The 13,780-nt window shown below is 62.4% G+C and carries 13 protein-coding genes; 8 read left to right on the top strand and 5 right to left on the bottom strand.

What is annotated here, in order from left to right; all coding sequences use genetic code 11:
• Nucleotides 1–76: 76 nt before the first annotated feature.
• From ACSQ1W_RS15965 to ACSQ1W_RS15950, 4 genes are all read right to left on the bottom strand, one after another.
• The gene (locus ACSQ1W_RS15965) at nt 77–508 is read right to left on the bottom strand and encodes a hypothetical protein (protein WP_436044624.1); all 432 of its coding nucleotides are present in this window, start codon (nt 506–508) and stop codon (nt 77–79) included.
• Complete coding sequence (locus tag ACSQ1W_RS15960; protein ID WP_436044623.1) at nt 508–981, bottom strand: phage holin family protein; 474 nt, start codon at nt 979–981, stop codon at nt 508–510. Before ACSQ1W_RS15960 ends, ACSQ1W_RS15965 begins: the two co-directional genes overlap by 1 nt.
• A 9-nt stretch (nt 982–990) precedes the next feature.
• On the bottom strand, nt 991–1,359 hold the full coding sequence (locus tag ACSQ1W_RS15955) for a hypothetical protein (RefSeq protein ID WP_436044622.1): 369 nt from the start codon (nt 1,357–1,359) through the stop codon (nt 991–993).
• Between the two features lie 84 nt (nt 1,360–1,443).
• A complete protein-coding gene (locus tag ACSQ1W_RS15950; protein WP_436046219.1) occupies nt 1,444–2,913 on the bottom strand; it encodes a Do family serine endopeptidase in 1,470 nt (489 codons plus the stop codon).
• 537 nt (nt 2,914–3,450) lie between these two features.
• On the opposite strand from ACSQ1W_RS15950, the gene ACSQ1W_RS15945 reads away from it, so the two are divergent.
• The 5 genes from ACSQ1W_RS15945 to ACSQ1W_RS15925 all read left to right on the top strand — a co-directional run bounded on the left by ACSQ1W_RS15945 (nt 3,451) and on the right by ACSQ1W_RS15925 (nt 9,355).
• Nucleotides 3,451–5,601: an adenosylcobalamin-dependent ribonucleoside-diphosphate reductase gene (locus tag ACSQ1W_RS15945; RefSeq protein WP_192273370.1), complete on the top strand. Its 2,151-nt coding sequence runs from the start codon at nt 3,451–3,453 to the stop codon at nt 5,599–5,601.
• 411 nt (nt 5,602–6,012) lie between these two features.
• Nucleotides 6,013–6,618, top strand: coding sequence for a hypothetical protein (locus ACSQ1W_RS15940; protein WP_436044621.1), 606 nt, complete (start codon nt 6,013–6,015; stop codon nt 6,616–6,618).
• 121 nt (nt 6,619–6,739) lie between these two features.
• Nucleotides 6,740–7,540 carry a TSCPD domain-containing protein gene (locus tag ACSQ1W_RS15935; RefSeq protein ID WP_436044619.1) on the top strand — a complete coding sequence of 267 codons (801 nt, stop codon included), beginning with the start codon at nt 6,740–6,742 and terminating at the stop codon, nt 7,538–7,540.
• A 652-nt stretch (nt 7,541–8,192) separates the two neighbouring features.
• Nucleotides 8,193–9,023: a helix-turn-helix domain-containing protein gene (locus ACSQ1W_RS15930; protein WP_436044618.1), complete on the top strand. Its 831-nt coding sequence runs from the start codon at nt 8,193–8,195 to the stop codon at nt 9,021–9,023.
• 17 nt (nt 9,024–9,040) lie between these two features.
• Nucleotides 9,041–9,355, top strand: coding sequence for a hypothetical protein (locus ACSQ1W_RS15925; protein ID WP_436044617.1), 315 nt, complete (start codon nt 9,041–9,043; stop codon nt 9,353–9,355).
• Between the two features lie 798 nt (nt 9,356–10,153).
• Here ACSQ1W_RS15925 and ACSQ1W_RS15920 read toward each other — a convergent pair.
• Nucleotides 10,154–10,309, bottom strand: a complete 156-nt coding sequence (locus ACSQ1W_RS15920) for a hypothetical protein (RefSeq protein ID WP_436044616.1) — start codon at nt 10,307–10,309, stop codon at nt 10,154–10,156.
• Nucleotides 10,310–10,541: 232 nt separating this feature from the next.
• Between ACSQ1W_RS15920 and ACSQ1W_RS15915 the strand changes: the two genes are divergently transcribed.
• The 3 genes from ACSQ1W_RS15915 (at nt 10,542) to ACSQ1W_RS15905 (ending at nt 13,225) form a co-directional block, all read left to right on the top strand.
• On the top strand, nt 10,542–10,895 hold the full coding sequence (locus ACSQ1W_RS15915; protein ID WP_436044615.1) for a hypothetical protein: 354 nt from the start codon (nt 10,542–10,544) through the stop codon (nt 10,893–10,895).
• Nucleotides 10,896–11,192: 297 nt separating this feature from the next.
• Complete coding sequence (locus tag ACSQ1W_RS15910) at nt 11,193–11,696, top strand: hemerythrin domain-containing protein (RefSeq protein ID WP_436044614.1); 504 nt, start codon at nt 11,193–11,195, stop codon at nt 11,694–11,696.
• 278 nt (nt 11,697–11,974) lie between these two features.
• Nucleotides 11,975–13,225 (top strand): GAF domain-containing sensor histidine kinase, encoded by a 1,251-nt coding sequence (locus tag ACSQ1W_RS15905; RefSeq protein ID WP_436044613.1) that lies wholly within the window; start codon nt 11,975–11,977, stop codon nt 13,223–13,225.
• Nucleotides 13,226–13,780: the final 555 nt, after the last annotated feature.

The raw sequence follows: 13,780 nt of genomic DNA, 5'->3' as shown, positions 1-13,780 counted from the left end.
CGCGCGCAAGGCGGCGGATCGGGAACTGGAAGGAGAAAGCTCGCGACTTACGTCGCTCCCACAAGCGTGTCTGCGGTCAGCGCTCTGACAGTTCCGTGGCCGCTTCGGCCGGCCGCGGCGCGGTGACGACGATGTCGTCCTCGTCGAAGGCCTCGTCGACCATCGGTTCATCGTCGGCCTGCACGCCCTCGGCCTGGTCCTGCACATCCTGCGCAGTGTCGACGGCCTCCTCCGCCTGCTCGGCGGCGGCCGCCGCCTGTGCGGTGGCGACGAAGCTGGAGACGGCGGTGAACATCTGCATCCAGCGCGCCCCGGTCATGGCGCGCAACGGATCGCTGCGACCGGCCAGGAAACCGCTGACCACGCCGGCGATGACGATGCGGCCCGGTGTCCAGCCGTCCTTCCAGGTCTGCTTGAGGATGGTCCAGTACAGCGAGGTCTGCGCGCCGCGCAGTTCCACCCGCTTCTCGGCGCGCTCCACGTGCTGCTGCAGTTGCTCGAAGCGCATCAGGCCCCTCCGTTGCCGGCGGCCGGCGGCACGGGCGGTTCTTCCTCGTCCGCGCGGTCCTCGTCGAACAGGCCGAGCTTCGACAGCTGCCGGCGCGTCGCATGCATGCCGGTGTAGTCGAAGTAGCGTCCCACCTTCCAGATCGCCAGCGCGGTGACGCCGAGGCTGAGCAGCGCCGCGAACGAGAGCGACTGCAGCCATGAAAAACCGAAGCGCTGCATCAGCGCGATCAGCGCGCCGGTGACCAGCAGCCAGGCCGAGGCGCCGAACACGATCGCTACGCCGGCCCAGGCGAGCGCGCGGCCGAAGGCGCTGCGCGCCAGCGCGAAATCCGCCGACACCAGCGCGCGCATCGCGCGGCCGGTGTCCTTGGCCGAGCCGAGCGCGGCACGGCCGGCCTCACCGACTTCCTTCAGGCTGTCGATGAGGTCGGGCGGTGGGGGCGCGTCGGTGTCGCGGGGCGCGTCGCTCACGCGATGGGCTTACTTGTTGCCGCCGCTGCGCGCCAGCTTGGCGATGATCCAGCCGGCCGCGAACGCGACGCCGAACGACGCGATCGGGCGCTCGCGGATCAGGTCGGCGGCGCTGTCGATCAGGTCGCGGCCCTTGTCCATCAAGGCGTCGACCTGCTCGCTGGCGGCACCGCCACCGGCTTCGGCCGCGGCCAGGCCGGACAGCGCGCTGTCGGCCAGTTCGGATTTGATGTTCGCCTTGCCCAGGCGCAACTCGTCGCCGGCGGCGCTGGCGGCGCCCCTGATGGCTTCGCCGGCGGCGGCAGCGGCCGAGGCGAGGTGCGATCCGGCTTCGCCGAGGTTGGCCTTCAGCGCATCGGTGTGGGTGGGCATGGTCATCGTCGGCTCCTGCTGCAGGCGGGGGATGGGGTCACTCTAATGCACGACGGTGAACGGGCTGTTATGCCGTCCACCGCGTGTGCGTCATTGCATCAGGAGGCGGCCGGTGCCGCGTCCGCGCAGGATGTTCAACACCAGCTGCGCCGGCTTGCGCTCGAAACTGGCACGGAAGCCGGGCAGATCGCCGAACTCGCCGCTGCTGCTGCCCACGATGATGTCGCCCGGGCGCAGGCCGCTGTTCCACGCACGGCTGTCGCGCGCCACGTTGCCGACCTGCACGCCGCCCTGCGCGCCGCGGATCAGGCCGCGCAGCTGCTGCCGGGCGGATTCGTCCAGCTCCTTCAGCGTGGCGCCGGCCAGGCGCGGATCGAGGGTCGCGCCCTCCGCGTTGCGGACGCCTTCCTTCAGCGCCACATCCAGCTGCACCGGCTTGCCGTCGCGGCGCACGTCCAGCTTCACCTGCGTGCCCACCGGCTGCAGGCCTTCGAAGTTGTGCAGGGCCGCGCGGTTGTCGACGCGCTGGCCGTTGGCCGACAGCACCACATCGCCCGGCTGCAGGCCGGCAGTCGCGGCAGCCGAACCCGGGTACACGCGCGTGATCAGCGCGCCGCGCGCGACGTCCAGGCCCAGGCCGCGCGCGGTGCGCTCGTCCACGTCCTGCGATTCCACCCCGAACGTACCCCGGCGCACCACGCCGTTGTTGGCGATCAGCTGGTCCATGATGCCGCGCGCCATGTTGATCGGGATCGCGAAGCCCAGGCCGATGTTGCCGGCCATGCTGCCTCGCGGGTTGAAGCTGGCGGTGTTGATGCCGACCAGCCGGCCCTGCAGGTCGACCAGCGCGCCACCGGAATTGCCCGGATTGATCGAGGCGTCGGTCTGGATGAAGTTCTGGTAGCCCGCCACGGGGATGCCGCTGCGGCCCACCGCCGAGACGATGCCCGAGGTCACCGTCTGGCCCAGGCCGTACGGGTTGCCCATCGCGACGACGAAGTCGCCGACTTCCAACTGGTCGCTATTGGCCATCGGCACCGCGGTCAGGCCCTGGGTGGGGATGCGGATCAGCGCCACGTCTGTGTCGGGGTCCGAGCCGATGAACTCGGCTTCCACCTGGCGGCCGTCGCTCAGCGTCACCGATACACCGTCGGCGTTCTCCACCACATGGTGGTTGGTCAGCACGTAACCGCGCGTCGCGTCGACGATCACGCCCGAGCCCAGCGCGCGCTCCACACGCTCGCGCGGCATGTCGGGAATGCCCAGGATGCGGCGGAACACCGGATCGTCGCCGAACGGCCCTAGCGGGCTGGCCACGCGCACGGTCTGCCGGCTGTACACGCTGACCACCGCCGGGGTGACACGCTTGAGCATCGGCGCCAGCGACGGCAGCACCTGGCCGTCCACGGCGGTGGGCAGCGCGGCGACGGTCGGGACCGCGACGGCGGCGCTGGGCGCGGCCTGGGCGGGTTTCTGGAAGAGGTCGTTGAGGCCGGTGGCGGCGAACCCGCCGAAGGCGGCGGCGGCAGTCAGGGCGATCAGGGTGGGGAACGGGCGCAGCGCTTTCTTCATGGTGGGTCGGCAGCTCGTTGCGTCGGAGGGAGCGGGCGGCCGGTGGCCTTCCGCGAACCTGAATGAGTCTGCTGACGGACCCCTAAACCTGCAATGAAGTTCACCGGCCGTGCCCGCCGGCCGCCCCCGCCGCGTGATGACGGACGGTGGGGGTGATGCCATGCAATTGTCATGTCAATCCGGTTGACAGGGGGGACCCCCGGGCGTAGTTTTGCCACTTCGTGCTGACACAAGATGTTGCGGTCCAGCACGAAGCGGACCCAAGTGCTGGTGTTTTTTCGGGCAACACGCCTTGGGAATTCGGGCGCCTTCGGGGATTGGCGCATGAGGTCGAGGGAAGCAGTGGGCACCACCGTATTCGCAGGGCCCACCTCCACAATCCGGCAACCGGCGCGGCGCATTTCGTGCGGCCGCCCGCGGTGCCGTCCCTGTCCGCCGGGGCCGCGATGAATCACCGGGGTGGGCCATGGCCCACCCGCCACCACAGTCATTGAAGTTCCAGTCGTTCAGGAGAACAAAACAACCATGAGTACGGTGCGCCTCGAGGCGATCAAGACGGAACAGCCCACCCTGGTCCCCATGCAGCCCGCGTCCCAGGACATCTGGGACAAGAAGTACCGGCTGAAGACCAAGCAGGGCGAGGCCCTCGACGCCGACATCGACGGTACCTACCAGCGCGTGGCCCGTGCCCTGGCCGACGCCGAAGGCACCCCCGAGAAGCGTGCCTACTGGTACGAACGCTTTGTGTGGGCGCTGCGCCGTGGCGCCATCCCGGCCGGTCGCATCACCTCCAACGCCGGCGCCCAGCAGCACAAGCCGGCCACCAGCACCATCAACTGCACCGTCTCCGGCACCATCGAGGACTCGATGGACGGCATCCTGGAGAAGGTCCACGAAGCCGGTCTCACCCTGAAGGCGGGTTGCGGCATCGGTTACGAGTTCAGCACGCTGCGCCCGAAGGGCGCGTTCGTCGCCGGCGCCGGTGCGTACACCTCCGGCCCGATGTCCTTCATGGATATCTACGACAAGATGTGCTTCACCGTGTCCTCCGCCGGCGGCCGCCGCGGCGCGCAGATGGGCACGTTCGAAATCTCCCACCCGGACGTCAAGGACTTCATCCGCGCCAAGCGCGAAGACGGCCGCCTGCGCCAGTTCAACCTGTCGCTGCTGATCACCGACGGCTTCATGGAAGCCGTGGACACCGACGCCGACTGGCCGCTGGTGTTCCCGGTGAACATCAAGGAGAAGGGCGACATCGACGTGGAAGACGCCGCCCAAGTGGTCTGGCGCGAGTGGCCCACCCACAAGAACTACATCGTCCGCGACGACGGCCTGGTGGCCTGCAAGATCTACGGCCACATCCGTGCCCGTCATCTGTGGGACATGATCATGGTCTCGACGTACGACTACGCCGAGCCGGGCTTCATCCTGATCGACCGCGTCAACGAGATGAACAACAACTGGTGGTGCGAGACGATCCGCGCGACCAACCCGTGCGGCGAGCAGCCGCTGCCGCCGTACGGCGCCTGCCTGCTGGGCTCGGTCAACCTGACCACCTTCGTGCGCGACCCCTTCACCGACCAGGCGCGATTCGACTGGGAGGAATACAAGGAAGTCGTGCGCGTGTTCACCCGCATGCTCGACAACGTGGTCGAAGTGAACGGCCTGCCGCTGGAACAGCAGCGCCAGGAAATCCTGCGCAAGCGTCGCCATGGCATGGGCTTCCTGGGTCTGGGCAGCACGCTGACCATGCTCAAGCACAAGTACGGCAGCGCCGAGTCCTGCGAGTTCACCGAGGCGATCGCCCGCGAGATGGCCGTGGCCGGCTGGGAAATGGGCCTGGCGCTGGCCAAGGAGAAGGGCGCCGCCCCGATCATGGAAGAGCGCTTCACCGTCACCGCCGCCATGCTGCGCCAGCGCCCGGAAATGGCGACCGACGGCTGGAAGGTCGGCCAGGAAATCCCCGGCAAGGTGCTGCACGCCAAGTACAGCCGCTACATGCAGCGCGTGGCCACGGTGGCGCCGGAGCTGGTCGATGAACTGGCCGAAGTCGGCAGCCGCTTCACCCACCACAGCTCCATCGCCCCGACCGGCACCATCAGCCTGTCGCTGGCCAACAACGCCTCCAACGGCATCGAGCCTTCGTTCGCGCACCACTACAGCCGCAACGTGATCCGCGAAGGCAAAAAGTCCAAGGAGAAGGTGGACGTCTACTCCTACGAGCTGCTGGCCTACCGCGAGCTGGTCAACGGCAAGGCCATGCCGTTCTCCGATGACGCCGACGCCAAGCTGCCGGAGTACTTCATCGCCGCCGACGACATCTCCCCCAAGGAGCACGTCGACGTGCAGGCCGCTGCGCAGAAGTGGGTGGACAGCTCCATCTCCAAGACCGCCAACGTGCCCACGGACTACCCGTACGAGCAGTTCAAGGACATCTACCGCTACGCCCACCAGCAGGGCCTGAAGGGCTGCACCACGTTCCGCTTCAACCCGGCCGCCTTCCAGGGCGTGCTGGTGAAGGAGGCCGACCTGGAGAACACCACCTATCGCTTCGAGCTGGAAGACGGCAACGTCATCGAGGTGAAGGGCAACGAGCAGATCGAGTACGACGGCGAGATGCACACCGCCGCCAACCTGTTCGACGCGTTGAAGGAAGGCTATTACGGCAAGTTCTGAGGAACCTGCTTTTCCCCTCTCCCCGCCTGCGGGGAGAGGATGCCCGGAGGGCAGGTGAGGGGGAGCGAGCGCAGCGAGTTGCCTTTGGCTTCTCGCGAACAGCGGCCCCTCATCCGGCCTCCGGCCACCTTCTCCCCGCTCGCGGGGAGAAGGGAAAGAAAGAGGACTGGCTTTACGCCTCTCCCCGCCTGCGGGGAGAGGATGCCCGAAGGGCAGGTGAGGGGGAGCGAGCGCAGCGAGTTGCTTCTGGTTTCTCGCGAAAAGCGGCCCCTCATCCGCCTTCGGCACCTTCTCCCCGCTCGCGGGGAGAAGGGAAAAGCAACGAACGATTCATGAGCTTCACCGTTCCACCCCGCGCCATCGGGTATAGCATCGGCAGCGTCAACCAACCTCGCCCGCAAGGAGGGCAACATGAGCAACGGTAATGGTGTCACGGCGACGCTTTCCGGCGCAGCCGAAAGCGTGAAGGAAACAGTGGCGGGGATCGGCGAAGCGGTGGCGACCACCGCCAGCGAAACCGTCGCCAAGGCCAAGAAGGCCGCCAAGAAGGCGCGCAAGACGGTGACCGCCGACATCGCCAAGGCGAAGAAGGCCGTGGCCAAGCGCACCGACAAGGCCACCAAGGCGGTGAAGAAGACCGTCGCCAAGGCCAAGAAGAAGCTGGCCGCCGCCAGCACCGCCGCCAAGGCCGAAGCCGCCAGCCTGCAGAAGAAGGTGACCGGCAAGAAGGCCGCCAAGAAGACGGCGAAGAAGGCAGCGAAGAAGACCACCAAGAAGGCAGCGACCAAGAAGACCGCCGCCAAGAAGGCGGTCAAGAAGGTCGCCCGCAAGGCCGCCGCCAAGAAGGCGCCGGCCAAGAAGGCAGCGAAGAAAGCAGTGAAGAAGGTCGCCCGCAAGGCGCCCGTGAAGAAGGCGGCGAAGAAAGCCGCTCCGAAGAAAGCGGCCAAGAAGGCCGTGCGCAAGGCAGCCCCGAAGAAAGCCGCAAAGAAAGCCACCAAAAAAGCGGCCCGTAAGTAAGACCTGATGCTTCACCCCTCCTCCCCCGGGTCCGGGGGAGGGTTGGGGCGGGAGCCGGCCCGGAAGGCCAGGCGCCGCCCATTCACGACAACACATCGAACAAGAACAGGATTCCACCGTCATGGCCGTCAAGATCGACAAGAAAATCAAGGGCTACAGCGTGCTCACCCCGGAAGACAAGGCGCGCGAAGCCGCGGCCGCGATTCCGGCGGCGTCGGTGCCGCGCGAGACGGTGGAAAAGGAAACCCCGCAGGACAACATCATCCAGATGCACGAGCGCATCGAGCGCCCGGAAGTCCTGATCGGCAGCACCTACAAGATCAAGTCGCCGCTGGTGGAGCACGCCATGTACGTGACCATCAACGACATCGTGTTGAACGCGGGCACGGAGCACGAGCTGCGCCGTCCGTTCGAGATCTTCGTCAACAGCAAGTCCATGGAGCATTTCCAGTGGATCGTGGCGCTGACGCGCATCATGTCGGCGGTGTTCCGCAAGGGCGGCGACGTGACGTTCCTGGTGGACGAGATGAAGGCCGTGTTCGATCCGCGCGGTGGCTACTTCAAGGCCGGTGGCGTGTACATGCCGTCGCTGGTGGCGGAGTTGGGCGCCATCGTGGAAGAGCACATGAAGTCGATCGGCCTGATCCACGATCCGGAAATGAGCGCGCACCAGCGCGCCATCCTGGCCGAGAAGCGCAAGCAGTACGAAGACCGCGCAAAAAAAAACTCTGACGTAAGCGAAACCGTGACCGTTGCACCGGCCGCGCCCGCCCAGGGCGCCGCCGAGGACATCGCCGTGACCGGCGATGGCGCCAGCTTCCCGCCCTCCGCGACCCTCTGCCACAAGTGCAGCACCAAGGCGCTCGTCATCATGGACGGGTGTGCGACGTGCTTGAACTGTGGTTACTCGAAGTGCGGGTGAGGAGTGAGCGCAGAATCCAAGGATGGATTTATGTGCGGATAGGCATAAGCTGCTAGTTGGATAGGCATAAGCTGCTAGTTGGATAGGCATAAGCTGCTAGTGGCCTACTGGCTAGTGGTTAAAACTACAAAGGGCTCCCTCGCGGGAGCCCTTTTTTGTTGCACGTGCCACTTGGTAGAAAATGTCCCAAGGCGTACCGATCATAAGTAGATAGGCGCTGAGCCAGACGCATCATTCTTTGTTGGACACGGTGGTGTCAGGTATCTCTGGACATCCGAGCAACCCCTCTGCCGCAAGGTCTATCCCTTCAGCGAATCTGCCGATCGTCTACATCCAAGTCGATTCCATTGATCTGCGGACTGCGTTGTGGCGCGGCTTGGGGACCCCAAGACGCGGCATCTGTACCGCATCGGAGACTTAAGCCTCACTGTTATCGCGCCACGTAGACATGCGAGAAGTTAACTCGGTGAGTTCCGGCAAGTCCCGTGAAAGACGGTCCCGTAATTATTACCTGGGCGCCCTTGTAGTCCTCTTTCGACACTAGATCTACAAAAGGCTGAACGATGAAATTTTCGATGTCTGCGATGCTCTCGCCAGAGAACTGGGCACCGTCGGTGAGGCTGCCGAGATCCTCGGACTGCACATGTTGACCATGCGGAAGCTCATCGTCGCTGGAGAAATTCCCATGCGTCGAGTCTCGCCCACGGGCCGTCGTCCGTTCATCGTCGATCTGGACTGGGCAAGGCGTCAGCGACTTACCCGGGAACCTGCTATCGGAATTCGTGACGCGGCGAAAGTCGTTGGCGTTTCCATTGAGACGCTTCGTGTGATGGTAAGCAAAGGCGTCTATGTGGCGGCACACCGTCCCGCCTTTCCGGGAAGCCTGTCCGGAGAAGACACGCGAGAGCTAGCTCAACGGCTAGGCGAGCTATTAAAAGGAAAGAAGCATTGCCGCAATAGCGATGCTATCTCCTTGGACAGGCTCTTCTTTGAGGTCGCAGCGTCGCCAGAACAAAAGGCCGACACGTTCTCTTATCTTCTTGACAACCCATCCCTGGTGATAGGAAAGGTTTCGGGTTCCGGCATGGGTGTGGCGCAGGTCCAGTCAGAAGCACTGAAGACAGTTCTTCCGCAATTGCATAACAAACCCTCGCTCATCACTCTGTTTGAAGCGGGTCAAATACTGGGTTGTTCCGCGGCAGTTGTCACATCGCTTCGAAGGCTTGGCCATTTGAAGCACACGAGGTATGCCGGTCGAGTGAGGATCCTTGAGGTCTCGGTGCGCCAGTTCGGTAGTGCTTACGAGTCTGTGGCCTCGATATGCCGTCGCCTTGGTGTGAGCACACTTAATTCATATAAGCGGAATGACTTTTCCAAGTTGAAGCACGTCAAGGCGCGCGCCCAAGGCCACAGCTATACGGTGTTCATTGGCCGGCGCAGCGTGACCGCGGCAGAAAGGATGCTGGCCAGAGAATTTTCCTAGCTTACGGAGGCTGATGTATGAAAAACGATGATGCTTCATCAATGTTCGAGAAGGGCCTTTACATCGGTTATATGAACTACCTAGCGACAGGTGAAGGAGTTACTTCCTGCATCTGCGTGGCAGGCAGCTCGGAGCGGGCTGGGAAGATCCTCCGTGAGAAGTTGGATCCTTACTACCATCGAGGGATCATCACATCCTTGATTGCCTCAGGTGCGGATGAAGAGGCAAGGCGTATGGTTGCGCTAGTTCCATCGAAGATCAGCGCCATTCTCGCTGAGATACCAGTTGGCGCCGGAGAGTACTATTCGGAATTTCACTACAACCTAAGTTAGGGGGCTGCAGCGCCTCAATTTGTGGGGCCGAGACTCTCTCATCGAGCGTATAGCCGATGTCCGCTCCCGACCCAAAGCAGACATCGACATTTGAGGTTGGGCGGCGCTCCGAAAAAGGGTTTCAGTCAGGCTGAGGCGCTAGCTCACCCAAAGTGAGTAGCTCGGGCGCCTTGTCGTCAAACCTAGCGTCCAACACTGCTAAACCCTCAATAATACTGAGCTCCATCTCTGCGGGCACGTCACACAGCAGCTGGATTCGTAGCATCCGTAGAAACTCGCGAGGATTCCCGACCTGACCATCTCGTAGCCGAGCCGAGCTTTCCTGCAACAGAGAGCGAATCTCCGATGGCGTTCTCATATCCAGCTCACTCTAGGTTCGGCCGGCACGCATTTGACGCATCTTTGCGTACTTCCCCATCCTTGGGGAGCGGCTATGGTCACCCGACTTCATGAAGTTGACGGGCGTATCTAAGGACCGTGTTTTCGTCCTGGGTGGCTTGCTTGGTAGATTCGAGCCAGCGCACCGCCGCCCCATGATTCTCTATCAGCTTCCCGAGCTCGCTCGTCAAGCAGTAGGCGCAAGGTTGTCCGCCAGGACTTGGCCTGGAACAGCAAGAGCAAGGCGACATAGTGGTGCTGGCTGAAGGCCTCAGTTGGTAGCAGATCTTCTTCATGAGCGCGCCAGCCACGCTTGCAGGGTCTACGGTCATGAGCGCGCCTCGCCGAATGTTGAATCCGGGGCTGGACGTTTACGAGAACGACGGCCAGCGCCAATGCGATTTCGAGTCGCTTTCCCGCTCAGGATCGCTTGCTGGGATTGCGCTGCTCGCCCTTCCCTGGCGAGTTCGCGGGCTTCATATCTTTACCCGTTACGGTCTTCTCTGGTCGTTCGCCGGCGACTGTGGCGGGCGTCTTTCGCTGTGGTTGGTCCGGCCTGCTCTTGGTGCTGCTCATGATGCATCTCCACCGACAAGGTTGTCGGAAACTCACCATGCGCCGACGAACATGACGACCGTGTGCAGCCTTAGGGCTATACGGCAGTCAACGGTTCGTTCGCCGGACCGACGGACGGAAGTCTTTCGTCAGGTGTTGACCGAGTTGCCCCTCAACGGGAAATGTTGTCGGTCTTCAACGCGGCATCCTCACGGTAGCGCAACGGCAACGGCGTAGTGTGGTTTGTCCCATCGTGGATATCCTGCACATGCCTAGCATCCGTGAGCTCTCGCTGGACTATGAATGGCGGCAGGAGGGAGACCAGCACATCCTGCATCTGGGCGAACATGCTCTCATGCAAATTGATCCTGATCGCGACGTTTGGGTGCTCCGATCATTGCTCAAAGCACCTGGTCTTACACCGCTGCGATTCGCTGTGCGAACCGTCGAGATTGGAAAATCGAAGGCGGAGGGCTGGGCGATGGAGCGGCAGCACATCATCGCCCATGCGTGCGGACGAGGCGATCTTGTGGCGCTCCTGCCATACCCAACTCCACGTTTGTCCTATGCCCGGGAGCTCGCCAACTGGATGCCTCGCAGAACATGACGCCTCTTTGGTCCAATGAGGCATGGGAATCATTCAAGACTGAAGCTCGCGTGATGCATGCAGCCGGATTCCGTGACGAGGCGCTGCGTGCACGCTTGGAAAGTGCTATGAAGGCCCTGCTTGCCTCTGGTGATCGAGAGCATCAGATGCGGATCCGGGAGGATGCTACGCGCTACCTGGTTGCGTGCGGCTTTCTTCCCGCCTCAGCATCTCTCTAGGATTCACTACTTCGAACTCGTCACCCCGCGCTCACTCGATAGGCGCATGCTGCTTACCCATCAACAGGAAACTAGGCAGATGCGCGACATCCTCAAAACGTTGAAGAGTGAGCACGATGAACTTCGCAAGCTATTCGCAGATATGGAAAAGACCACTGATCGGGCGAAGAAGTCACGCGGCCACATTCTAAACGAGATCGAGAGCGGTTTGATCCCACATGCCAAGTGGGAAGAGCTCGTGTTCTACCCGGCATTCAAAGCGCGAGCAGATAGGGAGGGTCTCAAGTCGCACGCGGAAGCATTGCAGGAGCATCGCGCAGTTGAACTTGCGGTGCTGCCGGATCTGAAGGCGAAGGACACCGGCTCGGTCGAGTTCGCGGGGTCCGCCAAGGTGCTGGGCGAGTTTGTTGATCACCATGCCAAGGAAGAGGAAACCACGATGTTCAAGATGGCCAGGAAGCTGTTTTCCAAAGAAGAGTTGGCCGTCATGGACGAGGAGTATGATCAATGGAAGGTCTCGCCGGATGCGGCTGCCGTGCTTGCAAATGCATTGAAACAACCGCGCCCCGAACCTGTAGCGTGAGGGAGCCTGCTTGCAAGCCGATGCACGTGGAGCAGCAAGGAGGGTCTTCGCCCTGCATATTTCTCTCTCTGTCAAGCTGCGGCACCAGTCGAGCGTCGATAAGTCCCAGTGAATAGGCGACGGCTTCGATTTGCCTTTCTGATCTTTTGGAAGGCCCGGATCGAGTAAGACGCACCCGCTTTGTTGCGCACAAAGCTTAATGATTCAGTTTCGCTTGGCCTGTGATTGGACAGCGATCCTTAAGTAGCGCACCTTCCTCGTAGTCCAAGGGGAAGAGCATGCATAGCGAGGCAGTGGTTGAGGGGTCTGTCGTGACTTCCTCTACGGGAAGTCGCGACATCCTGGAGCTTGTTGCAGTTATTACTGGGATGCGGTGCGCGGTGGCCGCTCGCGTCACACGCGAAAGCTGGATCGCGCTCGATGCTATTGATCGAGCCGGTTATGGCATCCGGAGGGGCACCCGACTTAATGCCGAACTAACTTTGTGCAAGAAGGTAAAAGACACACGCACCCCCCTCTGCATTTCCGACGCGGAGAAGGGCCCAAGCCTGGACCAAGACGACATTCCCGCGACTATGGGCTTTCGTAGCTATGTGGCCGTGCCTCTGGTCACTCGCGATGGCGCGCTATTTGGAACGCTATGCGCCTTCGATCCGGATCCTCGCCCCATCTCCGTGAAAGAGGTGGAATCCATGCAGAGGCTTGCCAACCTGTACGGTTTGCATGTCGACAGTGCGGATGACCGGACACGCGCGAGTTCGGAGGCAACGACACGCGAGATGTCGCTCGCGCAGTCAAGACTCGATATCGACGAGTCGAAAAATAGCCTGCTGCTCGCCAACGGGGTAGCAAAACTCCGCGAAGAGTTCATTGCTGTCCTGGCTCATGATCTCCGCAACCCATTGCAGTCAATAACCATGGCAGCCGAGATCATCGGTACAAGCAAGCTGGACAAGAAGCAACTCAAGCTTGTTGGTAATGTCAAGCAAAGCACGGCGCGCATACACGAGCTCATTGAAGTCACCATGGACTTTGCGCGCGGGCGCCTAGGTGGGGGAATGCTTGTGCGCAAGGAAGTGAACGAAGATCTCGCAAGTAGCCTGGATGCGGTAATCGACGAAATCAGGCAGGCACATCCTGAGCGCACATTCACCTCATCGACCGACATTACGGATGGGGTCTTGTGCGATCAGTATCGAATTTCCCAGCTGTTGAGCAACTTGCTTATCAACGCCGTGATCCATGGGAGCCCGGAGTCGGTCATACAAGTCATCAGTAGCACGGAGGACGGCGTGTTCCGTCTCAGTGTCGCCAATCGCGGGGCGATTCCACCAACCAAAATCGGACGCATATTCGAGCCATTCGATCGCCAGGGAGCCGCTCGGCCTGAAGAGGGGTTGGGTCTCGGCTTGTACATCGCATCCCAGATCGCCATCGCGCACGAGGGCACCTTACACGTCATGTCCGCTGAAGACAGCGGCACGATCTTCGAATTTCAGATGCCTCTCGAGCCTCTGATTCAGAGATAGACCATCCTTTGATGAACGCAATTTTGTGCCAAGCGGCGTGTTCGTCTCTGGCGGCAAGCTGACATCTGCCGGAGCGCGCGCTCCACACCCTGCTGGGTCCGGTGGTGCCTCGGCTTGTTAGCGGATGAGACCAGGCTTGGCGTCCCCATCACGTGAAGCCATGCCTTTCCGTGAACTTCTGCGGCCACGGCCCGCCCTGCGTGCGTCGCTGCACCGCGGGCATCAATGAGCGTCGGAAGAGAGTAGATGCGCCAGTAGAGCTCGCCGCCGGGGGCCTCGATATCAACCTCTGCGGACAAGTAACAACCGGGCTCTCCCATGTGCTCGCTGGCCGGCGCGGTGCACTGACCAGGCCCCGCGTTACCGGCAGTCTGTTTGCGAGTAGTACTGCGAGTAGAAGCGACATGCGCTGGCTCCCTGGTCCGTGTACCTTCCAACGGCACGACCATGGGCGTTAGGACATCACGTGTTTCCGCTTCCGACCCAAAGCATACAGGGAAGCAATGTTCCGCGAAGGCCAGCGGCGGGTCTGGCCTCCGTTAATGTCGATGGCGG

Origin of the sequence: Pseudoxanthomonas sp. LjRoot143 (assembly GCF_964252945.1) — a bacterium.
Classification (GTDB): Bacteria; Pseudomonadota; Gammaproteobacteria; order Xanthomonadales; family Xanthomonadaceae; genus Pseudoxanthomonas_A.
Note: the sequence above shows the minus strand (reverse complement) of the source record. Positions and strands in the feature narration are given on the sequence as shown.

Excerpts from the sequence above, each read along its gene's own strand:
- ACSQ1W_RS15965 (WP_436044624.1), bottom strand. The coding sequence starts at position 508 with ATGCGCTTCGAGCAACTGCAGCAGCACGTGGAGCGCGCCGAGAAGCGG.
- ACSQ1W_RS15955 (WP_436044622.1), bottom strand. The coding sequence starts at position 1,359 with ATGACCATGCCCACCCACACCGATGCGCTGAAGGCCAACCTCGGCGAA.
- ACSQ1W_RS15945 (WP_192273370.1), top strand. The coding sequence starts at position 3,451 with ATGAGTACGGTGCGCCTCGAGGCGATCAAGACGGAACAGCCCACCCTG.
- ACSQ1W_RS15940 (WP_436044621.1), top strand. The coding sequence starts at position 6,013 with ATGAGCAACGGTAATGGTGTCACGGCGACGCTTTCCGGCGCAGCCGAA.
- ACSQ1W_RS15935 (WP_436044619.1), top strand. The coding sequence starts at position 6,740 with ATGGCCGTCAAGATCGACAAGAAAATCAAGGGCTACAGCGTGCTCACC.
- ACSQ1W_RS15930 (WP_436044618.1), top strand. The coding sequence starts at position 8,193 with ATGCGGAAGCTCATCGTCGCTGGAGAAATTCCCATGCGTCGAGTCTCG.
- ACSQ1W_RS15925 (WP_436044617.1), top strand. The coding sequence starts at position 9,041 with ATGAAAAACGATGATGCTTCATCAATGTTCGAGAAGGGCCTTTACATC.
- ACSQ1W_RS15920 (WP_436044616.1), bottom strand. The coding sequence starts at position 10,309 with ATGAGCAGCACCAAGAGCAGGCCGGACCAACCACAGCGAAAGACGCCC.
- ACSQ1W_RS15910 (WP_436044614.1), top strand. The coding sequence starts at position 11,193 with ATGCGCGACATCCTCAAAACGTTGAAGAGTGAGCACGATGAACTTCGC.
- ACSQ1W_RS15905 (WP_436044613.1), top strand. The coding sequence starts at position 11,975 with ATGCATAGCGAGGCAGTGGTTGAGGGGTCTGTCGTGACTTCCTCTACG.